The organism is Propionibacterium sp. oral taxon 192 str. F0372, assembly GCF_000413315.1.
In the GTDB taxonomy this organism is placed as follows: domain Bacteria; phylum Actinomycetota; class Actinomycetes; order Propionibacteriales; family Propionibacteriaceae; genus Brooklawnia.
Genome location: NZ_KE340297.1, coordinates 1,708,271 through 1,730,748, shown reverse-complemented (window position 1 = coordinate 1,730,748; position 22,478 = coordinate 1,708,271). Strand labels below are relative to the sequence as shown.

The window sequence follows — 22,478 nt, the reverse complement described above, 5'->3', positions numbered from 1 at the left end:
CCTGATCAGGCCTCAACATTCGCATCGCGTCAGTCGGTTGCCGCCCTGCGAGGATGGCCGACTGGGCTGCGGGGTGCCATCCACCGGTTGACGACCGCCAACCCACAGGGTGTGGCGAAGACCGCCACGAGGAGCGTCATTCCCGCAGCAAGCGTGGCGCCGCGACACACCACAGCGGTCGTCACATCACCCGCAGCCGCCCCCACGATCCCAGCAAGGCCGATGAGTGCCGCGGATGCCACCAGAATCGCGCGGAAAGAGTCCTCGTGGGCCGCGCGCAAGGATTCTTGTGTTCCCCGCACGGCTGCCTCACGACGCAGCCGGGTGACAAAGACGGATCCGTGTGCGATGACCAGAACCGTCACGATGGCATGGATGATGGGGATCTCCACCAGGTGGACGCGGTCTCCGCCTGCGGCGAGCAATGCCAAGCTTCCCCAGATTCCACAATAGGTAGACAGGAGACTCACCAATGCCCCGGAGATGGATTGGCATCCGATGACCATGACGGCCAAGGCGCACAGCCCGGCGACGGCCATTGCGCTGACCCATCGTCCATCGAAGGCATCGGCGAGCTGGTGGGCCAGCACCTGCTGACCCACTAGATAGTGCTCTGCAGCAAGGGTGTCCGAACGCGCTTCCACATCATTGATGAAGTCCGTTGTCTCATCGGATTCCACCGGCAGATGGGTGTTGATGACCACTCGGGAGAATCTCATTCCCGTGAGCGTCGTGCGCGCACCGTCCACCTTATCTAGAGTCTCCCTCACCCGGTAACGCGAGTCACTGGTGGTCAACGACGCAAATCTGGGGTCGTCGAGGACCTTGGTGCGAATGTGCATAAGAAGCTCATCCATGGAAACCCGCCAGGTCTCATCGAAGGCAATCCTGGTCGCATGGATCAAGTGAATTAGCTGAATCGCGGGGACACCGGTATCCATACCCATCGCCCCCAATAGCTCGGCCATCCGCGTCGGGGAAACCCGAGCCTGGGAGACGACGGAGTCGACGAGGCTTCGCAAGGCTTTCAGCGACGTCACTGCGGCCTGGTCGAACTGGGCGGCTCGTCCCGGATCCGCGAAAACCTCATCGGTGACCATGATCAGGAAGTCGGCGGGGCTCATCACCCAGGTCTGGGTAGTGCCGGTACGTAACTGGCGCAGCAGGAAAATCTGGTTCATCTGCTGGACTCGAGCACCAAATCTGGAGGCCATCCCTGAGGGGGTGAACCGGGTTCCTTCGATAACCCCGGTGATGAATGGTGATAATTGCTGCATGGCGACCGCCTTGTCGCCGAGCAAAGGAACGAAGCGTTGGGGATCTGTGGCGACATAGTTGATCAACTGGCTGGGAGTATAGGACCAGAACCCTGACTCGCCCTCGGCAGCCTGCAATGCCAGGGCCAACTGCACCTGTTCAGCAGGCATCTGCAGCAGCGAGGTGAGGGTGGATACGTCCAGTTGAGTTTCCTGGATGCTCGCGGTCATGGCAGCAGAGGCATCCCGAATTCTCGCCACTGCCGAAGGATCGAGCCCAACCGACAACACCGGGTCCACGACTGCGCTGCCAAGCACGAAGGCAGCGAAGTCCTTCATTGAAGTCGTCGTCGATCTCCCCTTAGTAGCCGCTGTGACAAGGTGTGAGACCTGATTGATATCCATCGAGAAAGTCTCCGCCAAGGCCTGCGCATTCATCGGGACGGTGATGGCCGTCGTATCGGTGAAGCGGGCCACGGCCTCAACTTTGGAACGTTGCTGATCATCCATGAGGCCCAAGGCCCAAGGCTGGTCGTTGATAGTTCTCAGGAAGGAGATGATCTCCGGCAGTGAGCAGGTTGTCTGAGCATAGCTGCCATCATCGACCTGGTGGCGGGCATAGACCCCCAGCATCCGTGACTGGTCCACGTCGAGCAGAGAGGACATTGCCCCGTGGCTGATAGGGGTCTGCAGCACCCGGGCATCGGTGTAACGCCTCAGCCCGCGCAGTTCTTCCATGGTGTTTGCATCCAAGGTGCCTGACATCGACGGATCCACGCTCACGTGGTCAACGATGAAATCAATGAACTCGCGTAAGGTGAGAGCCCCGGGATCAACCCCTCCTTTTGCAGCATAGTGCTCCAGCATCATCTGCTCTACGCGGGCGCTGTCCAGGCCAAAGCGTTCGGCGAGAGCGGAGGACGGAACCGCAGCAACCATCGCCGCCCGGTCTGCGTAGGGCAGTAGACCACGCAACCGGACGGCGTTTGCAGCCCCGGCGCCTTTGGCAATCAGCGGGTCACCGGCGGCCTGCGAGGTCACGAAGGTGATGAACTCCCCGGCACTCATCTCGGGCACCTCACCGAACATGTCCTGGTACACCAAACGCAGCACATCTGGGTCGAGGCCTTCCCCTGGAACCAGGGTATCCATGGCTGTGGCCATCTGACCGGCACTTTGAGGAATGGTTGTCACCGTCGGAACCGCGGTAACCTGATCCACCCTCGGATCGGCAGCCAACTGGTTGACCAGCGCAGAAGCCTGCGCGGTGTCGCTGCTGGAATGCAGCAGCACCACCTGGTTGCGTTTAGGGAAGATTGGTGAGACCTGATCACGAGGCCCCTCAATGTGCACCATCCCGGAGTTTCCCGCCATGATGCAGCACCCCACGGTGACCACCAGCAGAGCGACAGCCACCAGCCCACGGCAGCGGTATTGGAGATCTGCCAATCGCCCGGCATCCGGTTTCCAGCTGGTTTTCGCGGTCGCCGCCAATATCTTGTGAGTGACGAGCAGCAGCGGAACCAGCACCATGAAGACGGTGATCGCGCTGGTCACCACGGCTGTGGCCAATCCAGCGCCCAGTTGAATACGTAGCGGGACTCCCATGCCCCACAACACCGCGAGCGCCACGAGGGTGGCCAATGTGGTGGTGATTACCGGTGGCAGAGTCGCGATGAGTGCGGCACCCATCGCATCAGAGGGTTGGTCGTTCCTGTTCTCCTCCCGATGGTAACGATCCAACAGGGTGATCGAATGGTGGACCGTCAACGCCACCTGCACCACCACGATCAAGGCGCCCAGGGGTGGCATCGTTTTGTAGACCGCGCCGCTACCCCAGGTGATGAGTGTCCCCGATGCGCATGCCAAAAGCACCAGAACTGGTTCACTCCATGATGCGCTCACCGCCAGCAGCAAGATCAGCACTAGCGCAGCCGCAACGGTAAGCACTCCTGCCGACGGTATTCCCGGAGCCCTGGCCTGCTCGGGTGTCCAGACGATGTTGTCATCAGTAAAATCCTTGTCCAGGGTTTCCTCGACGGCAGCTTCATCGAGAGATGCGGGTTCGCAGTCGAGGTGGAGCACGAACAGGCTGTGTTCACCTGAGGTGTACTCACCAGAAGCTAGATCATGATCGACAGAAATGACGTGCTCAATCTGCCGCAACCTATCTGCCAACACCCGGGCCTCGGATACATCGAGTCCGGTGCCCATCACCCTGATCGATGTCCGCTTGGTGGGGGTGGGGAATTCTTCAGCCATCACCTGCTGCCCCGCCTGTGATGCGGCAGGCAGAGCCGTGATCGGTTCCGTGGTCACGTGGAGCCGGGATGTGAGGAAGGCACCAACTACCGTCACCATGGTCATGAGGCCGAGCACCACAAGGTGCCTGCCGACCAGGAATGATGCGATTTTCTGCATGCGGTCTCCTAGAAGCAGTGACCACGCTAATCACCTGGGGGGGTCGCCAACAACTGCAGATGGCAGGTCAGTCTTGCCTGGAGGACATCAATCTGCTGCCCTCGTAGTCCGAGTGTTGCCCCAGAAGACGTGATCGCTGATGGAACCGGTAACCTTGATTCACTGTCCAGTGCAGTCCTGCACCGGGAAAGGAACACAGATGCGCGCCTCCGCCTCGGATGCCATCTCCCGCAGGCTCCCTTCCGAGCCCGATCGTCAGCAGATGGCCCAGGCCGTCGTCGGCACTCCCGCTGCGGGACCACGTCGCAGCGTGGTGGCCGTCGCGGGTGTGGCCACCCTCGGTTCCCTGCTCTTCGGCTACGACACCGGGGTGATCTCCCAAGCCCTTCCATTCATGCACATGCCGCTGGCCGCACGCGGGTTAGGGCTCACCAGTTTCGAAGAGGGAGCCATCGGCGGCACCCTGCTCATCGGCGCCGCTATCGGGGCACTGGTCGGCGGTTATCTATCCGACAAGTACGGGCGTCGCCATAACCTCACCCTTCTGGCCATCATCTTCATCATCGGGGCCATCGGCACCGCAGCCGCACCCAATGTGTGGGTGATGTATCCCTTTCGGATCATCCTCGGCATGGCGGTGGGCGGCGCAAGTGCAACCGTCCCGGTCTATTTGTCCGAAACCGCCCCCAAGGCGGTACGCGGGTCGATCGTCGCTGTGGATCAGTTGATGATAGTCACCGGTCAGTTGTTGGCCTTCGCGATGAATGCTGCGATCTCGGCGCTACACGGCGGTCCGCAGTTAACCATTTCCGTCGATCCGTCTGGGCACTTCGCCCCCGGCACCTACTCCTATGACGCGATCAGTGCCCTGCAACTCGCCAAGGGTGGAACCATGAGCACAGAGGAATTCCGTTCCTTCTGTGACCAACTGGTCATCGCATCGGGTAATGGCGAGGCCTGGCGCTACATGCTCGTACTGTGCTCGGTACCGGCCATTGCCTTGTGGATTGGTATCCGCCAGATGCCCGAGTCCTCCCGGTGGTACATCTCGGTTAACCGTCTGCACGAGGCCATCGGGGCCCTCAAGCAGGTGCGCAATGACGACGCTGATCCCTTGGTCGACGAACTGCTGGAGATGACCCGCGCCCACGACGCGGAGATGAACGAGGCCTCCCATCGGGCGAAATTCGTCAGGGTGATGCGTACCCCATGGCTGCGTCGGCTCCTGGGAGTCGGCATCTTCCTGGCGATCGTGAACCAGACCACCGGGGTGAATACCGTCATGTATTACGCCCCCAAGGTGCTCGACCTGGCGGGCATGTCGACCTCTGCCGCGATCACCGCTCAGGTCGCCAATGGCGTGATGAGTGTCTTCGGTGCGGCCCTCGGCCTGTGGCTGATCCGCAAATTTTCCCGTCGCGGGCTATTGATCGCTGACGTGGTGGGGGTTGGTGTATGCCTGCTTGCCATCGCCGCTGTCTTCGCGACAATCATCTCACCGGCAATCAGGACTGGTACCCCTGCCCCGGGCTGGGCTGCCTGGGGCGTGCTCGGGTTAATGAGCGTGTTCATGGTGATCGTCCAGTCTTCAAACGGCACCGTGGTGTGGACAATGCTCGGCGAGGTCTTCCCCTCCCAGGTACGCGGGGTGATGAACGGCACAGCAATCTTCTGCCACTGGATCGCCAACGCGACCATCACATGGACCTTCCCATCGATGATTGAGGCCCTAGGTGGTGCGGCCACCTACGCCGTCTACGGGGTGGCGAACCTGGTCATCGGCACGATCCTGTTCAAGGTGATGCCCGAGACCAAGGGGCGTTCCCTTGAGGAGATTGAGCTCGACATGATGGAGCGCTACTCCCGGGACTGATCAAGTCTCACAAGGTCTAGCCTGCCTTTGGCCTGGGAGCTGGGATGAATCCCTGGTGAATGAGTTGAGGCCGGGGAAGATTCGTGTGTCACGATTTCATTCCCGCAACACGCCACCGGTCCAGATGGGGCAGCACCGCGCCAAGCAACGAAACAGCTTCGTCCAAGCTGAACCCTCCGTGCTCGACCATGCGAGGGGCGCAGTCCTCAATCATAGACTCCATGTCCACCTCCTGAAGGAAACGCCCCTCGTCATAGCACCACACACAGTAGGCATCCGAGATGGACCCATCTGCCTCATGACCACGTTCCGCCTGGTCGGCCAGGATCATTCCGCAGCTATTGCAGCATGAGCCCGGCATTTCGAGAAGGCGCGTGACCGGTACGTCGAGCGCGATGGCGAGTAGCTTCATCATGTCGATCCCTGGCGTCGTTTCACCGGTCTCCCACCGTGACACCGCTTGCCGCGTCACGTACAGCCGTTCAGCAAGTTCTTGTTGAGTCAGATCCTTCTGTCTGCGAAGCTCCGCAAGGGTCTCTCCGAATGCCATGATGCCGCTCCTTCAATGTCGTCTTGCACTTGATCCAAGCAGAGGGAATACCAGTCGTCGAGAAACAATCTGTTGCGGGCCCAGGAAACCTGGCATGCAAGGAGATCACTCCCACTCGATGGTGCCCGGCGGCTTGGAGGTCACGTCGATGACGACGCGGTTGACCTCACGCACCTCGTTTGTGATCCGGGTAGAGATCTTCTCGATGAGATCGTAGGGAAGCCTCGACCAGTCAGCGGTCATGGCATCCTCCGAAGACACCGGCCGCAACACAATGGGATGACCGTAGGTACGCCCATCACCTTGGACACCGACTGAACGAACGTCGGCGAGCAGCACTACCGGCATCTGCCAGACCTCACGGTCCAACCCGGAAGCGGTGAGTTCGGCGCGGGCGATGGCGTCTGCCTCACGCAGCACGTCGAGGCGCTCACGAGTGACCTCACCGATGACCCGGATAGCTAACCCCGGCCCGGGGAAGGGCTGACGCCACACGATGTGGTCGGGCAGACCCAACTCTGTGCCGACCGCCCGTACTTCATCCTTGAACAGAACGCGCAGCGGTTCGATGAGGGTGAACTGCAGATCGTCGGGCAGCCCCCCAACATTGTGGTGGGATTTGATGTTTGATGCTCCCTCACCACCGCCAGATTCCACGACATCGGGGTAAAGAGTTCCTTGGACCAAGTAGTCGACTCCTTGCTCGCCGGCAATCTTCCGGGCGGCATCCTCGAAGGCACGGATGAACTCTCGGCCGATGGTTTTGCGCTTGATCTCGGGATCATTCACCCCCGCCAGTGCACTAAGGAAGCGATCCTTCTCGTCGGCAACCACCAAACGCACCCCAGTGGATGCGACGAAATCCTTCTCGACCTGCTCGGCCTCACCCTTGCGCAGCAGACCATGGTCGATAAACACACAAGTCAGCTGCTCACCGATGGCCTTTTGTACCAGGGCGGCCGCGACCGCGGAATCAACCCCACCGGACAGCCCGCACAGCACCTTGCGGTCCCCTACTTGTTCCCGGATCCGGGCCACCTGCTCGGCGACGATGCCGGCTGAAGTCCACTCCGGGGTGATCCTGGCGATCCTGTACAGGAAATTCTCCAATACCTTCTGCCCGTACTCGCAGTGCTGCACTTCGGGATGCCACTGAACTCCGGCCAGCTTCCGATCGAGAGCCTCGAAGGCTGCTACCGGAGCACCAACGGTCTGCGCCAGACAAGCGAAACCATCCGGAGCGACAGTCACTGCATCACCATGGGACATCCAGATCCGCGCATCGGCAGGAACCCCTGCGGTGAGCACCCCACTGGGAGCGATTCTCACCTGGGTGCGTCCGAACTCCGAGGTGGAGGTACGAGATACCTCACCGCCCAAGGCACTGGCCATGGTTTGGAAACCGTAGCAAATGCCGAATACCGGGACCCCTGCATCGAGCAGCCCCGGATCGACCTGGGGCGCTGCCTCAGCGTAGACCGATTGTGGTCCACCGGACAGGATGATCGCCTGCGGCTGGCGGGCAAGCACCTCGGCAGCGCTGGCAGTGTGCGGCATGATCTCTGAGTAGACCCGAGCCTCGCGCACACGGCGGGCGATCAACTGGGCGTACTGGGCGCCGAAGTCGATGACAATGACAGGACGAGAAGCCATGGCGGCATTCTAAACGCATGCCACGCGGCACCCATGACCATGTCGGACTGGTTCCTCGGCAGCGGAGGATGGTTTGATGGAAGAGTGAGTTTGCGCATCATGTTCCACCGCATTAACGAAGACCTTGCCACTGCGCAGCGGGAGGACCCTGCAGCACGCTCCAAGTTCGAGGTCGCCATCCTCTACTCAGGTCTTCACGCTATCTGGGCCCACCGGGTCGCCCACTGGTTGTGGAGCCGTCCATGCGGGCGCTTCCCGGCACGGTTCCTCTCCCAGTTCGCCCGCTTCTGGACGGGCATTGAGATCCACCCGGGAGCAACGATCGGGCGTCGATTCTTCATCGACCACGGTATGGGTGTGGTGATCGGCGAGACCGCGATCGTCGGTGACGATGTGCTCATATATCACCAGGTCACCTTGGGAGGACGTGCCAGAGGCAGGTTCAAGCGTCATCCGACCATCGGTGATCGGGTTCTCATCGGGGCTGGCGCCAAGGTAGTCGGCGACATAGTCATCGGGAACGATGCGAAAATCGGTTCTAATGCCCTAGTGGTCAAGGATGTCGAACCAGGAGCGGTCGTCGTGGGCATCCCCTCCAACGTGCGGCGGGGCGACGTCATCGCCTGAGCCAGACCGGCACAAGCTCTCCCGGTGGCACCTGCTGGATTGCCGCTCCTACAACTGTCTTCGTACCCAATGTGGCCAATTTGCTGACACGACTGCATTCATGGAACACAATGAGACCGTTGTGGCGACCCGACAACCGGTGCCCTCAATGCCGAGAGCATCCCGCCACCAACACCGACCACAGGATCCGGGCCCATCCAACTCCCGGACCCATTCACAGGAGGGTTTTCGTGTCTTCCAATCTCAAATCGGTCAATGTGCTGGGCATTGCCGCCACCTTCGTCGGCACCGTGATCGGTGCCGGTTACGCATCCGGGCAGGAGATCCTGCAGTACTTCGTCTACTTCGGGCCATGGGGCATCGGAGCGATCCTGATCGCCGGTGTCCTGTTCTTCCTGACCGGCTACTTCGCCATGGCCCTGGGCCGCAAGCTGCAGACCAGCGACTACCAGCATGTCGTCAATCCGCTGAAGAATCCGATTCCCCAGTATTTCTGCGACATCATGATCCTGTTCTCGCTGGTGGGGACCTTCGTCATCATGATCGCGGGTAACGCGGCCAACTTCCAGCGGCAGTTCGGCCTACCCCTGGCAGCCGGGGGGATCTTCCTCGTCGTGCTGTGCGTGATCAACTTGCTATTCGGCATGCGTGGGTTGGTACTCATCCAATCGTTGATCGTCCCGATCATGGTCGTGGTGGCCATCGGCGTATCGCTGTATGCCATCGCCAATCCCATCTCTGCCGCGGCCACCGAGTACGAGGTCAACTCCTCCCCAATGATCAAGAACTGGATCATGTCGGGGATTCTCTACGTTTCCTTCAATGCCCAGTTGGCGATCGCCGTTCTGGTACCCATCGGCCATGAGGGCAGGATGAAGCGCAGCACTCTGTTCTGGGGCACCTTCATCGGTGGTTTCCTGCTGGGACTTGGCGCACTGGTGGAGTACTTCGCCCTCATCCGCAACGCCTCAATCATCGGCACGACGACCCTACCAATGGTTGAGCTAGCGGCGAACATCTCGCCAATCATGCAGGGCGTCTACACCCTCGTGCTGTTCTTTGGTCTCTACTCGACGGCGATCTCCTGCTTCTTCGGCACCTACGAACGCTTCGCCGATATCCCGGCTCTTGAGAAATTCGGCAAGGTTCCGCTGCTCATCGGCATCGCGGTGGTCTGCTTCATCGCATCCTTCGTCGGCTTCAAGGACCTCGTCGGTTATGTCTACCCGGCGCTGGGCTATGGCGGCATGATCATCATGGTGCTCATGAGTTGGATGTACTTCAAGAAGGTCGGGGCAACCGGAAGCATCAACCCGGATCCCGGCACCCTGCGGCAGGCCGCCGACGCCCCAGAACCGGACGAAGCCTGAACAGGAAGGAATCAGATGATCGACATCAGCGGCCTGCGTCCTGTGTGGGCCGAAATAGACCTTGATGCCGTGGCTCACAACATCCGGGAGATCCGTCAGCTGGTGGGCCCCAGCGTTGAGGTGACCGGCGTGGTCAAGGCCAATGCCTACGGCCACGGCTCTCCCCAGTTCGCCCGCTGCTTACTGGCCAACGGAGCCACCAGGCTGGCCGTCGCCACCCTGGATGAAGCCTTGGAACTGCGGGATGCGGGCATTGATGCGCGCATCCTGATCCTCGGCTGGACACGTCCACAGCAGGCAGCCACCGTCGTGGCGAGCGGGATCGACCAATGCGTGTACTCCATGGATCTGGCCCGTGCATTGTCGCAGGCGGCGGTTGACCAAGGCCGTGAGGCTATGGTGCACATCAAGATCGACTCGGGGATGGGCCGCATCGGCCTACGGCCCGACGAGAACCCAGTTGACGAGATCGTGGCCATGCTGCAACTGCCGGGCATCAGTTTCGAGGGCATCTTCACCCATTTCGCGGTGGCGGACACACTCGACAAGACCTACACCCGCGGCCAGTTCGAGGCCTTCACCGCACTCATTGATGAGATCGCCGCCCACGGTCATGTGCCACGCATCAGGCACTGCGCCAACAGCGCGACGATCATCGACCTGCCCGAGATGCATTTGGACATGGTCCGGCCCGGCATCATCCTCTACGGAGTCCTACCTTCGGACGAAGTGATGGCCGAACGGATCGACCTGCATCCGACGATGCGGCTAAAAGCCATGGTGAGCCATGTAAAGCAGTTGGCAGCGGGCGAAACGGTGAGTTATGGGCGCAAATTCACTGCCGAGCGACCGTCGGTGATCGCATCCCTACCTCTTGGCTACGCCGACGGCTACCACCGGATACTGTCCGGCCGGGCCGAGGTCGTCATCCGAGGCCGCCGCGCTCCGGTAGTTGGGCGGGTGTGCATGGACCAGTTCATGATCGACGTCACCGACGTCCCCGGGGTCAGTGTGGGCGACGAGGTCCTGCTCTGGGGCACCGACGACCTGCGGTGTGAGGAAGTGGCCGATTGGGCAGAGACCATCGGTTACGAACTGCTCACCTCGGTAGCTCGTCGGGTTCCGCGGGTCTTCTTGGAAGGCGGCAAGGTCGTGGAGGTAGTCAATCTGCTGCTGGAGTGATGTGACGAATCACCGGGGGCGCGTCAATTGTTGGCGTGCCCCCGTCCAGCGCCCGGGCACCGGATGGCAATCTCGGTGTGGTGTCGGACCACCTCGGAGACGATGAAATTCAGTAACTTCTCCGCGAACTCCGGGTCCAGTTCCGCCTCATCAGCCAAGCACCGTAACCGTTCGATTTGTTGCGCCTCGCGTCCCGGATCAGCCGGGGGCAGGCCACAAGCGGCCTTCAGATGTCCGACCTGCTGGGTAATCTTGAACCGTTCCGCCATGATGTGAATGATCGCGGCGTCGAGGTTGTCAATCGACCCGCGCATCCGTGCTAGTTCCTCGGGAATCATCTGATCAGCCATGTCAGCGGATAATCAGATCGATGCGCTGGAAGGACTTCACGTCGGTGTACCCGGTGGTGGCCAGCGCACGGCGCAAGGCTCCGGCGAAATTCATCTCGCCATCGGGCGAATGGGAAGGCCCTGCGATGATCTCAGCCAAGGAGCCGACCTGTTCCATGTGCACCCGGCGTCCCCGAGGCAGGCTCTGGTGCCATGCCTCGGGGCCCCAGTGCCACCCCTTGCCAGGGGCATCGGTAGCTCTAGCAAGCGGAGTGCCGAGCATCGCGGCGTCGGCACCGCAGGCCAGCGCTTTGACCACATCACCGCAGTAGCCCATAGAGCCGTCGGCGATGACGTGGACGTAGCGGCCCCCAGATTCATCCAGGTAGTCGCGGCGTGCCTCGGCAGCATCGGAGATCGCCGTGGCCATCGGTACCTCGATGCCCAAAGTCTGGGCATTCGTGGACATCGCCGCACCCCCGAAACCGACCAATACCCCGGCGGCGCCGGTGCGCATCAGGTGAAGAGCGGTCTGATAGGTGGCACACCCGCCGACGATGACCGGGACCTCCATCTCATGGATAAATTTTGCCAGATCGAGCGGCTCGTGGTCCCGGGCGACGTGCTGGGCCGAGACTGCGGTGCCTCGGATAACGAAGAAATCACAGCCGACACCCTCAATCACCTCGGCGAATTCCTGGGCGTTCTGAGGCGACAGCGCGCCGGCGACGGGTACATCGGCCTCCCTGATCTGCCGGAGCCGCTCGGTGATCAGTTCCGCTCGGATGGGGGCAGCGTAGATCTCCTGCAACCTGGCGGTAACCCCGGCATCCGCTCCCATTCCTGCCAGTTCCTCAAGAACCGGCAGCGGATCCTCGTAACGGGTCCACAACCCTTCGAGGTTGAGCACTCCCAAACCTCCGAGGCGACCGAATTCGATTGCTGTTCGTGGACTCATCACCGAATCCATCGGGGCTGCGAGCAGAGGAAAGCTGAAGGTGATGGCATCGCACTTCCACTCAAGATCAACAGTCTCCATGGCGCGGGTACGTCGAGTGGGCATGATCGCCACGTCGTCGAGCGAGAAGGCCCGCTCAGCTCGCTTGGAGCGTCCGATGTCATCCATGATTCTCCGATCGTTGGCCCAGCACTCGTCCTGCCCGGATCAACCGGGTACACGCACGTCTGCAAATCTACCGGTTTCACCCTCTTGGTTCTCATTTGCCCGAGACCCAAACCGTCTGCCTCCCCCACAACCGGTCCTGCCCAGCGCGCAAACATCACCGAACGCATATGCGAGGCACTCCACCTCGCAGTGAATGGCCTTCTACAGGGCAGATCACAGGAAGATGATCTTGATATGCGGGCGAATGGCGAGGCAGTGTACCGCGTCGCGCCTACAGCCCTCCACTCACCCCCATGTTCAAATTTACGAATTTGGTTCAGCATGCTGAACAATGACTAAATGGTCTTGACAAGGGATTTTATCCAAGTTCAGAACTTGATCGAACACGTTCAGACCATTCTTTCGATTCAGCGGACAGAACGAATAATCCGGCGATACCGTGAAAACAACCTCACAATCCCTGAGGGAACCTGAACTCAACGAGGAGTTGTCGCTCATGCGCATTGCAGTACCGAGTGAAGTCAAGAACAACGAGTTCCGCGTCGGCATCACGCCCGTCGGCGTCCACGAACTCGTGCGCCGAGGCCACGAGGTCTTCGTCCAGGCAGGGGCCGGCACTGGCTCTTCCATCACCGATGAGGAATACGCCGCACAAGGAGCAAAGATCGTCGAAGGCGCCCAGGCCACCTGGGAGGCCGGCGAGATGATCATCAAGGTGAAGGAGCCAATCGAACAGGAGTACGGCTTCTTGCGCGATGACATGACGCTGTTCACTTACCTGCACCTCGCGGCCGACCGCCCCCAGACCGACGCCCTGCTGAAGGCAGGAACTCACGCGATCGCCTACGAAACCGTCCAGTTGCCCAACCGCATGCTCCCCCTGCTCTATCCGATGTCCGAGGTTGCCGGCTGCCTGGCGCCCCAGGTCGGTGCCCACCACCTGATGAAGGCCTCCGGCGGACGTGGCGTGCTGATGGGCTGCGTCGGCGGCGTGCAGCAGGCCAAGGTCGTCGTCCTCGGCGGCGGCACCGCAGGTCAGAACGCGGCCAACATCGCCCTCGGCATGGGTGCCGATGTCACCGTCCTCGACACCGACCTTGAGAAGCTGCGCGCTACCTTCTGGCGTTTCAACAACCGGGTGCACGCCCTAGCGTCCTCGGCGTTGACCGTTCGCGAACAGGTACTCCAGGCCGATCTGGTTGTCGGCACCGTGCTCATTCCGGGAGCCAAGGCCCCGAAGCTGGTCACCAACGAGATGGTCTCCCAGATGAAGCCGGGCTCGGTGCTCGTCGACGTCGCCATCGATCAAGGCGGCTGTTTCGAAGACTCCCACCCGACGACCCATGATGCCCCGACCTTCCAGGTGCACAACTCGGTGTTCTACTGCGTGGCCAACATGCCTGGTGCGGTTCCCAACACCTCGACTTGGGCGTTGACCAATGCAACTCTCCCCTACGCCTGCGCCCTGGCGGACAAGGGATGGAAGAAGGCTCTGCAAGATGACCCGGCCCTCGCGCTTGGTCTGAACACCACCGCCGGCAAGCTGACCTTCAAGGGTGTCTCCGAGGCCTTCACCGATCTCGAATACACCCCGCTGGAATCCGTGTTGGGCTGACTAAGGACCATCCATGTCCACAACCGCCAACAATCTCGAGTCGGCGGATGACACCGCTCATCCGCCGACTGACGAGGACCACCTGAAGCGGAATCTGTCCAACCGTCATATCCAACTCATTGCGCTGGGTGGAGCGATTGGTACCGGGCTGTTCATGGGCTCAGGCAAGACGATCCACATCGCAGGTCCCTCGATCATGGTTGTCTACCTGATCTTGGGAACGGTGATGTTCTTGGTCCTGCGGGCGATGGGCGAGATGCTGCTGCACAACCTGAGGTACAAGTCCTTCATGGACTTCTCCCACGATCTCGTGGGGCCATGGGCCGGCTACTTCGCGGGCTGGACGTACTGGGTGTTGTGGGTGATCATCGCCGTGGGCGACATGATCGTCGTCACCGGCTATTTCAACCATTGGGTGAAGAACCTGCACGTCTCCATGATGTGCACGGTCGTCCTGCTCGCCGCGCTGCTCGTCTCCAACATGCTCACCGTCCGGCTGTTCGGTGAAATCGAGTTCTGGTTCGCCATCATCAAGATCCTCGCCATCGTGGTGTTGATCCTGGTCGGTACCGGGATGGTCGTCGGGGGTTTCACCTCCCCCGACGGGACCCAAGCTTCCTTCGCCCATATCTGGGACCATGGGGGCATCTTCCCCATGGGCGTCGGGGGCTTCCTGGCAGCCTTCCCCGTAGCCATCTACTCGTTCATCGGTTCGGAGTTGATCGGTACCACGGCTGCTGAGACCCAGGATCCGTACAAGACCATCCCGAAGGCGATCAATGCGGTTCCCGTCCGCATCATGATCTTCTACGTGCTGGCTCTTGCGGTGATCATGGCCATCACCCCGTGGGACCAGGTCGATCCGAGTCAGAGCCCATTCGTGAACGTCTTCAGCCTGGTCGGTCTGGTGGCTGCGGCATCCGTGATGAACTTCGTGGTGCTGACCTCAGCCTCCTCCTCCGCCAACTCCGGCATCTACTCCTCGTCGAGGATGCTATTCGGGCTGGCGGACCAGGAACAGGCACACCCCACGTTCAAACAGCTCTCCAGCCGGCACGTTCCGGCTAGGGCGCTGCTGCTATCGGGGGGTATCGGCTTCCTGTTCGTTCCAATGCTGCTCATCGGCGGTTCGGTGATGGAGGGCTTCATCTTTATCGCGGACGTGGCGGCGATGCTCATCCTATTCATGTGGTCGCTGATCATGGTGGCGTACATCAAGTACTACCGGAACCATCGTGAGGCCCATGAGAAGTCCATCTACAAGTTGCCCTTCCCGCAGGTCACACCATGGGTGGTGTTGGCATTCTTTGCCTTTATCCTCATCGTGACGGCCTTCCAGGAGGGGCAGTTGATCAAGTTGGCACTCACCTCGGTGTGGTTCGTCATCCTGTTCATCGGCTGGCAAGTCCAGAAGAGACGCAGGGGAATCCGCGAATTCCACTGATCAGCAACTCCTCGCGTGTGAGGGGTGAGTGGCACAGTCGTGTCACTCACCCCTCACACCGCGTGTACCGCTCAGTCGCGGAAGCCGTTATTACCTGCCACGAATCCAATCAGCATGATTGCCAGAACGCTCGCTGCCGCAGTCATTGGGACCCTCCTCATTAATCTACCCAGGAAGCCGATGCTCCAGGTTCTCACGAACCCGGACCAATGGTAGGACCTTTCTGCCTTGGTCTACCATCGCCGCGGCAACCAGCTTTCAGCAAACGCATCTACCCCCGACCCGCCCGGGTATGAACAAGTCCCGGCGATCACTCATCCGGCCACCGGGCCCGATCAATGCTGGTTTCAGCCCTTGACCGAGTAGTTCGGTGCCTCCACGGTCATCTGAATGTCATGCGGGTGGGATTCCTTCAGACCGGCTGCGGTGATCCGCACGAACCGACCGTTGGTCTGCAACTCGGCGATGGTGCGAGCACCGGAATAGAACATGGACTGGTGTAATCCCCCGGTCAGCTGGTACAGCACCTGGCTCAAGGGCCCGCGATAGGGAACCTGACCCTCAATGCCTTCAGGGATGATCTTGTCGTTCGATGTGACGTCGGCTTGGAAGTAGCGGTCCTTGGAGTAGGACATATGGCGTCCGCGGGTGGCCATGGCCCCCAACGACCCCATGCCGCGGTACTGCTTGAACTGCTTTCCGTTGATGAACACCAGCTCACCTGGGGATTCATCACACCCAGCCAACAAGGAACCCAGCATCACCGTATCAGCCCCGGCGACGATCGCCTTCGCCGTGTCACCGGAGTACTGCAGACCACCGTCGCCGATCACCGGGACCCCGGCTGGCTTCGCGGCCCGGGCTGCCTCGTGGATGGCGGTGATCTGCGGCACGCCAACACCTGCGACAACCCTGGTGGTGCAGATCGAACCCGGCCCGATACCCACCTTGATGCCGTCAGCCCCCGCATCGATTAGCATCTTGGCACCCTCATAGGTGCCGACATTGCCACCGATCACATCCACCGTGGCTGCAGCTCTCTCGGCCTTAAGACGCTTGATGAACTCGGATTCGGCCCTGGAGTGCCCGTGGGCGGTGTCAACGACGATCACGTCAACCCCTGCCTCAATGATGGTCATGGCTCGCTCCCAAGCGTCGCCGAAGACCCCGACCCCGGCTCCCACGCGCAGGCGTCCCTGCTCGTCCTTGGCCGCATTCGGGTACTGGTCGGTCTTAACGAAGTCTTTCAGAGTGATCAGGCCCTTGAGGCGTCCATTCTCGTCGATGAGCGGCAGTTTCTCGATCTTGTTTCGGGCCAGCAGCCCCAGAGCATCGTCGTTCGAGATTCCGACCGGGGCGGTGACCAGCGGCATCGGGGTCATCACCTCACCGACCAAGCGTGTCGGGTCGGATTCGAAGCGCATGTCGCGGTTGGTGATGATGCCGACCAAGGATGTGTCGCTTTCAACAACAGGGATCCCAGAGATCCGGTAGGTGGCACACAATTCCTCCGCGTCGGCCAAGGTGGCCTGCGGAGAGATGGTGATCGGTTGATCGACCATGCCTGCCTCGGAGCGCTTCACCCGGTCCACCATCTTGGCCTGGTCATCGATGGACAGATTGCGGTGGAGGACCCCCATGCCTCCCTCACGGGCCATGGCAATGGCCATGCGGTGCTCGGTGACGGTATCCATCGCCGCTGACAGGAAGGGCACATTCAAAGTGACATTCCTGGTCAGCCTGGAGCAGGTGGAGACTTCGGATGGGATCACATCGGATTCACGTGGCTGGAGCAAGACATCGTCGAATGTCAGCCCCAAAGCCTCGAACATGGGCGGAACTCCGGCAGGGGTCAGGTCCGGCACAGTGCTTCCCTTCGTCAGATTCTTGTGGCCTCAATTCTAGTGGCCAGCAGCCAGCACAGACCCAGTGCCAACACCTGGGCGACAGGAATCGGCCATCCCGCATAGTCCAGGCTCACCGAGGTGACCAAGAAGCCAGCCACGGCGCCAATCACCCACCTAATGGCGTGTTCCCCCAACATCACGGCCCCCAGTAAGACCCCACCCCACAACATGTACCAAGGTTGCAGGCTCGGATAGGCCAGGGCAAAGACGATCAGCCCCCAAGCCCCAAAGCCGACAGGTTCGGCCAGAGCTAGTGACCAGCCCAAGCGGGCGATCACCACCATGCCCGCTAACAGGATGAGTGGCTCGACGAAGGATTTCGCCCCAGGAAGGGAAACCGGGAATACGGTATGCACCACCTCCGAGAGGGTATGAGCCAGTGACTGGGACCCGGCAGACTGGGGTGAGCCGGAGCCCGCCGCCCAGCCGATACCCCAGCCTGAGGTGATGGTGGGGACAGCGAATCCGATGATCACCCCACCCAGTCCGATAGCTAACCGCCCCAAGGCAGGGGCCCAGTTGTCGGCCCACATCTGGCGTGGTTCAATGTCTTCCGTTTTCATTCCGATCAACGCAACGGGCACCAGCCACAACCCCAAGGGCTGTTTGATGGCCATGGCCAGCCCGACCATCACGCAGCCCAGGACCCAAGCACGTGGGCGGGCGACGGCGATCCACAGCCCGGTCACGGCCAAAGCGATTCCCCAGGCGTCGTTGTGTGCCCCGCCGATGAAATGCACCAGCACCAACGGGTTGAGCAGGCCGAGCCACAATGTCCTGCCCTCGTCCATGCCGACAGCACGAGCGATCCTCGGTAACATCAATCCGATAGCGACAACAGCTATCACCCCGGGCACCCGCATGCCCAGCAGGGCCATCCACCGGTGGGAGTGGGTGAGGGCCACGACCAGTCCCTGGATCTGCAACGCCAGTGGCGGATAAACGGTGGTGGTGTACTGCCAGTAGGAATCGACAAACACCCCGAAAGGTCCGCCAATAGAGGTAAGGGCCACCTCGTAGGGGTTGTATCCCCGGAACACGATCCACCCCTGCTCCAAGTAGGCCCACACATCCTTGGACAACAGCGGCGGACACGCCACCAGTGGCATCGTCCAGATGGTGAACCGGCGCCAGATCGCCTTCACATCGCATTTCGCCGACATGATCCATGCGACGAGCAGCAATGCCGCGCCCAAACCTGCGGGTCCGGCATGGGCCCAACGCACCGGCACCGGATTGCCGCGACCCGCGAAACCCAGCCCCCAAGGCTGGGGAGTAGCCAACCAAGCCGACACGCACAGCAACGCTGCCCCAGTGAACCCTATGAGGATGGGTGTCGAGCGCTGCACCCGATGATGGTAACCGGTGTTCATGGTAACTCATCACGGTTGGTCACTGTTTGGAGTTTGCCCGTGTCCGAATCGAGACCATTCGACTCGACCTTCCGGCACCACCACGGGACACGCCACCCACGCCGTCTTGCGGTATCTCTCACACAGCCTTGCCACTGCGAGTTTTGCAGCAGTGCGCAATTCCCGGATGACAAGCATGCCCACACAGAAATTTCCCATCGCACCGCGAACGTGTCCACATTGGCCAATGAATACGGCAAGGGGCCGCCGACTAACCGGCGACCCCTTCCGTTCACTGATCTCAGGCGTTGGCTTCCTCGTCGTCCTTCTTCTCCACCACCAAGGTCTCGGTGGTGAGCAGCAGGGATGCGATGGATGCAGCATTGGCGAGAGCCGAGCGGGTGACCTTAACCGGGTCGATGACCCCGGCTGACACCAGGTTCGCGTACTCGTCAGTCTTCGCGTTGTAGCCTTCCTCGGGGCCCAAATCGGCGACCTTGGAAACGATCACGTAACCAGGCTGGCCGCCGTTCTCGGCGATCCAGCGCAGCGGCTCGTTGAGAGCCTTGCGGACGATTGACACGCCCTGGGCCTCATCGGCGTCGACCGCTTCGAGGCTGTCCAGCGCCTTGGCTGCGTGAACCAGGGCGGCTCCGCCACCAGCGACGATGCCCTCCTCGATGGCCGCGCGGGTGGCTGAGACAGCATCCTCAATGCGATGCTTCTTCTCGTTGAGCTCGACCTCGGTCGCAGCACCAACCTTAATCACACACACGCCACCGGCAAGCTTGGCGATCCGCTCGGCGAGCTTCTCGCGATCCCACTCGGAGTCGGTCTGCGCAGCCTCAGCGCGCAGCTGTTCGACCCGGCCGGTCACGGCTGCTGCGTCACCCGCACCGTCGACGATCGTGGTGTGATCCTTGCCAATGACGACACGACGGGCGCGACCCAGCACATCGAGATCAACTTGATCCAGCTTGAGCCCGACCTCTGCGGCCACGACTTCGCCACCAGTGAGGATGGCGATGTCCTGCAGCATGGCCTTGCGCCGGTCGCCAAAGGCGGGGGCTTTGACCGCAACCGAGGTGAAAGTACCCCGGATCTTGTTGACCACCAAGGTGGACAGCGCTTCGCCGTCGACATCCTCAGCGATGATGACCAACTGGCCGTGGGCCCCGATAACCTTCTCGAGTAGCGGGAGCAGCTCGTTCATGTTCGAGATCTTGCCCTGGTGCAGCAAGATGTAGGGGTCGTCGAGGACGGCCTCCATCCGATCCTGGTCGGTGACGAAGTAGGGCGAGATGTAACCCTTGTCGAACTGCATGCCCTCGGTGAAATCAAGCTCAATGCCGAAGGCATTAGACTCCTCCACGGTGATGACGCCATCCTTGCCGACCTTGTCGAAGGCCTGGGCAATGATGCCACCAATCTCCTCGTCACGCGAGGAAATGGTCGCCACCGAGGCCATAGCATCGGTGGAGTCCACCTCGCGAGCCACGGAGTGCAACTCATCGACCACGACCTGCACGGCCTTGTCGATGCCGCGCTTCAACCCGACCGGGTTGGCTCCAGCGGCCACGGCGCGCAGGCCCTCATGAACCAGCGCCTGGGCCAGCACGGTGGCGGTGGTGGTTCCGTCGCCAGCGACATCATTGGTCTTGGTCGCGACCTCCTTGGCAAGCTGTGCGCCGAGGTTCTCGTAGGGATCGGTGAGTTCCACATCCTTGGCGACGGACACGCCGTCATTGGTGATGGTGGGAGCACCGAACTTCTTGTCGAGGACGACGTAACGACCCTTGGGGCCGAGAGTCACCTTGACGGTATTGGCGAGGATGTCGACACCGCGCTCCAGGGAGCGACGGGCTTCCTCATCGAACTGGAGTTGCTTGGCCATCCAGGGTTCCTCACTTCACCACAACGGCGAGTACGTCGCGGGAGTTCAGCAGCAGGTAGTCCTTGCCGTTGTAGCGCACCTCGGTGCCGCCGTACTTAGAGAAAATGACGACGTCGTCGACGGCGACATCCATGGGCACGCGGTTTCCCTTCTCATCGACGCGCCCCGGTCCAGCGGCGACGACCTTGCCCTCCTGCGGCTTCTCTTTGGCGGTGTCCGGAATCACCAGCCCCGAAGCGGTGGTGGTCTCAGCCTCAAGAGGCTCGACGAGGATGCGGTCTTCGAGCGGCTTGATCGTGGTTGCCACGTCAAACCCCTTTCTGTGTTGACTACGTTCTTGCAGGTCCGAGCGGGACGTCGTCGCGGTGCCGTTCCGTTCGTTGGCACCCGAACCCGTCGAGTGCCAATGCCCACAGTAGTAGCGGGTTGGCACTCACACAAGCGGAGTGCCAGCCGAGTCGGCGATATCCATGGGTGAAGCCACCCTACGGGCACAGGCGAATGCTTTGGATACCGGCATGCGGGAGCCACGATGCTCCCTGCTCCCAGAACGCCCCGACCACACCCGAGGGCAGACATCCGACGTCGTCCTTGGCCAATTCGTGATCTGATCACAGCTCCCCGGTGGACCACAGGTATGCTTCGATTGTTATCAAGAGGCAGCTCAATGGCGAGCTGCCTCGACAGTTTCCTCAGCCGATTCGCCTGACTACCAATGCCCTGAGTCCGTCAACCGTTCGGGTGAGCACCAGCGTCGCATGGTTGGGCCCCTTTGGCCGCAGCCTGCGACGCAGCTGGGCCGGGTCAATATCCACAGCGCGTTTCTTGATCTCCAGGATTCCGATCCGGTTGTCACGCACCCATGCCCGCAGCTGTTTCTCCCCCGCATCAAGCACCTCGCAGATCTCGTAGCACACGGCCAACGGCGTGGTCACCGGCTCATCGACGGTCAGATAGGCGACCGATGGGGCCAGCGGGCGGGCGTCGGGATGGACCGCTGCAAGCGCTCGGGCCCTGATCACCGCACCGTCGGGTTCCAGGAGGAAACTGCCCGGAGCACTGACCGGCCGGTCATCGTCGAAGCCCGTCACATCAATGTCCGCGGGCAATAAATGGGCCGTGCTGTGGAATCTTCCGGCAGCAGTTCCAGGGGTGTGAGTGGCAGAGACGCCCCGCCACAGCCCGACCTCAACAACATCTCCGGCATCGGACACCCAGCAGGCCTCGACACCGTCGGGGATGATTTCCCGGGGCAGTCCGGGGCCGAGCTTCACACAGACCGGATTCGGGCGGGCTAGCAGGCCCGTCACAAAATCCCAACTGGGGCACAGATCCTTGATATTCCAGGAACGGCCTCGGCCATCCCGGCGAGCCGGGTCGATAAAAACCAGTGTCTGCGAATCGGCGGCCAGCTCATCCACGAGCCCGGTCGCATCTCCGGCGACGACCCGGGCCATGGCTGCACCAGCTCCCCCGGCCCCCTCAATCACCTGCTGCTGACCGCCATTGAGCAATTCGACCCGCGAAGCCACCAGGGCCAGATTCCGGGCAGCAAAGGCCGCGGTCACCGGATCAAGCTCGGCGCAGACCACCTCCAGGCCGCGTGCGCACATCTCCATCGCATCGGCGCCGATCCCGCAGCACAGGTCCACGACCCGGCGCACCCGCTGGTCGGTAAATCGTCGCGCACGCCAAGCAGCCACCGCGGGGCGCGAGGCCTGCTCCATCCCATCGTGGGTGAACCACATCTTCTCTGACCGTTCGGCGAATTTCCGGTGTGCCCGGCGACGCAGGCTTACCTGGTCCAAGGCTGCGGCCGCCATATCTGGGGAAAACTGCTTGCGCATCGCCGTCACCGCTGCCAAGGATCCGGGATCAG

The 22,478-nt window shown here is 61.4% G+C and carries 17 protein-coding genes; 7 read left to right on the top strand and 10 right to left on the bottom strand.

Translation table 11 applies throughout. From position 1 onward, the window contains the following. Positions 1–29: 29 nt before the first annotated feature. Complete coding sequence (locus HMPREF1531_RS08115) at positions 30–3,677, bottom strand: hypothetical protein (RefSeq protein WP_016669461.1); 3,648 nt, start codon at positions 3,675–3,677, stop codon at positions 30–32. A 199-nt stretch (positions 3,678–3,876) separates the two neighbouring features. Here HMPREF1531_RS08115 and HMPREF1531_RS08110 point away from each other — a divergent pair, with 199 nt between their 5' ends. Next, positions 3,877–5,550, top strand: a complete 1,674-nt coding sequence (locus HMPREF1531_RS08110) for an MFS transporter (protein WP_016669460.1) — start codon at positions 3,877–3,879, stop codon at positions 5,548–5,550. 88 nt (positions 5,551–5,638) lie between these two features. On the opposite strand, the gene HMPREF1531_RS08105 is transcribed toward HMPREF1531_RS08110, so the two are convergent. Further along, positions 5,639–6,100 (bottom strand): zinc ribbon domain-containing protein, encoded by a 462-nt coding sequence (locus tag HMPREF1531_RS08105; protein ID WP_016669459.1) that lies wholly within the window; start codon positions 6,098–6,100, stop codon positions 5,639–5,641. 105 nt (positions 6,101–6,205) lie between these two features. Next, positions 6,206–7,753, bottom strand: coding sequence for a glutamine-hydrolyzing GMP synthase (gene guaA, locus HMPREF1531_RS08100; protein ID WP_016669458.1), 1,548 nt, complete (start codon positions 7,751–7,753; stop codon positions 6,206–6,208). Between the two features lie 99 nt (positions 7,754–7,852). Here guaA and cysE point away from each other — a divergent pair, with 99 nt between their 5' ends. The 3 genes from cysE (at position 7,853) to alr (ending at position 10,932) form a co-directional block, all read left to right on the top strand. Further along, entirely contained in the window at positions 7,853–8,380 is a 528-nt protein-coding gene (gene cysE, locus HMPREF1531_RS08095; RefSeq protein ID WP_016669457.1) for a serine O-acetyltransferase, read from the top strand. A gap of 230 nt (positions 8,381–8,610) precedes the next feature. Then, positions 8,611–9,750 carry a YkvI family membrane protein gene (locus tag HMPREF1531_RS08090; RefSeq protein ID WP_016669456.1) on the top strand — a complete coding sequence of 380 codons (1,140 nt, stop codon included), beginning with the start codon at positions 8,611–8,613 and terminating at the stop codon, positions 9,748–9,750. Positions 9,751–9,765: 15 nt separating this feature from the next. After that, positions 9,766–10,932: an alanine racemase gene (gene alr / locus HMPREF1531_RS08085; RefSeq protein ID WP_016669455.1), complete on the top strand. Its 1,167-nt coding sequence runs from the start codon at positions 9,766–9,768 to the stop codon at positions 10,930–10,932. Positions 10,933–10,955: 23 nt separating this feature from the next. On the opposite strand, the gene HMPREF1531_RS08080 is transcribed toward alr, so the two are convergent. Together HMPREF1531_RS08080 and HMPREF1531_RS08075 are read right to left on the bottom strand one after the other, a co-directional pair. Next, on the bottom strand, positions 10,956–11,282 hold the full coding sequence (locus tag HMPREF1531_RS08080) for a chorismate mutase (RefSeq protein ID WP_036897555.1): 327 nt from the start codon (positions 11,280–11,282) through the stop codon (positions 10,956–10,958). 1 nt (position 11,283) lies between these two features. Continuing rightward, positions 11,284–12,387, bottom strand: coding sequence for a GuaB3 family IMP dehydrogenase-related protein (locus HMPREF1531_RS08075; protein WP_016669453.1), 1,104 nt, complete (start codon positions 12,385–12,387; stop codon positions 11,284–11,286). Positions 12,388–12,883: 496 nt separating this feature from the next. Between HMPREF1531_RS08075 and ald the strand changes: the two genes are divergently transcribed. Together ald and HMPREF1531_RS08065 are read left to right on the top strand one after the other, a co-directional pair. Then, a complete protein-coding gene (gene ald / locus HMPREF1531_RS08070; RefSeq protein ID WP_016669452.1) occupies positions 12,884–14,002 on the top strand; it encodes an alanine dehydrogenase in 1,119 nt (372 codons plus the stop codon). A 13-nt stretch (positions 14,003–14,015) separates the two neighbouring features. Next, positions 14,016–15,446 (top strand): amino acid permease, encoded by a 1,431-nt coding sequence (locus tag HMPREF1531_RS08065; RefSeq protein WP_016669451.1) that lies wholly within the window; start codon positions 14,016–14,018, stop codon positions 15,444–15,446. 347 nt (positions 15,447–15,793) lie between these two features. Here HMPREF1531_RS08065 and guaB read toward each other — a convergent pair whose 3' ends face one another. From guaB to groES, 4 genes are all read right to left on the bottom strand, one after another. Then, complete coding sequence (guaB, locus tag HMPREF1531_RS08060) at positions 15,794–17,278, bottom strand: IMP dehydrogenase (RefSeq protein ID WP_016669450.1); 1,485 nt, start codon at positions 17,276–17,278, stop codon at positions 15,794–15,796. Positions 17,279–17,325: 47 nt separating this feature from the next. Beyond that, the gene (gene mptB, locus HMPREF1531_RS08055; RefSeq protein ID WP_016669449.1) at positions 17,326–18,726 is read right to left on the bottom strand and encodes a polyprenol phosphomannose-dependent alpha 1,6 mannosyltransferase MptB; all 1,401 of its coding nucleotides are present in this window, start codon (positions 18,724–18,726) and stop codon (positions 17,326–17,328) included. 280 nt (positions 18,727–19,006) lie between these two features. Continuing rightward, positions 19,007–20,599, bottom strand: coding sequence for a chaperonin GroEL (gene groL / locus HMPREF1531_RS08050; protein WP_016669448.1), 1,593 nt, complete (start codon positions 20,597–20,599; stop codon positions 19,007–19,009). A gap of 10 nt (positions 20,600–20,609) precedes the next feature. Then, positions 20,610–20,906, bottom strand: a complete 297-nt coding sequence (groES, locus tag HMPREF1531_RS08045) for a co-chaperone GroES (protein WP_016669447.1) — start codon at positions 20,904–20,906, stop codon at positions 20,610–20,612. Positions 20,907–21,069: 163 nt separating this feature from the next. On the opposite strand from groES, the gene HMPREF1531_RS13670 reads away from it, so the two are divergent. After that, positions 21,070–21,210, top strand: a complete 141-nt coding sequence (locus HMPREF1531_RS13670) for a hypothetical protein (protein WP_156860224.1) — start codon at positions 21,070–21,072, stop codon at positions 21,208–21,210. An 81-nt stretch (positions 21,211–21,291) separates the two neighbouring features. On the opposite strand, the gene HMPREF1531_RS08040 is transcribed toward HMPREF1531_RS13670, so the two are convergent. Beyond that, positions 21,292–22,446 (bottom strand): class I SAM-dependent methyltransferase, encoded by a 1,155-nt coding sequence (locus HMPREF1531_RS08040; RefSeq protein ID WP_016669446.1) that lies wholly within the window; start codon positions 22,444–22,446, stop codon positions 21,292–21,294. Positions 22,447–22,478 lie beyond the last annotated feature (32 nt).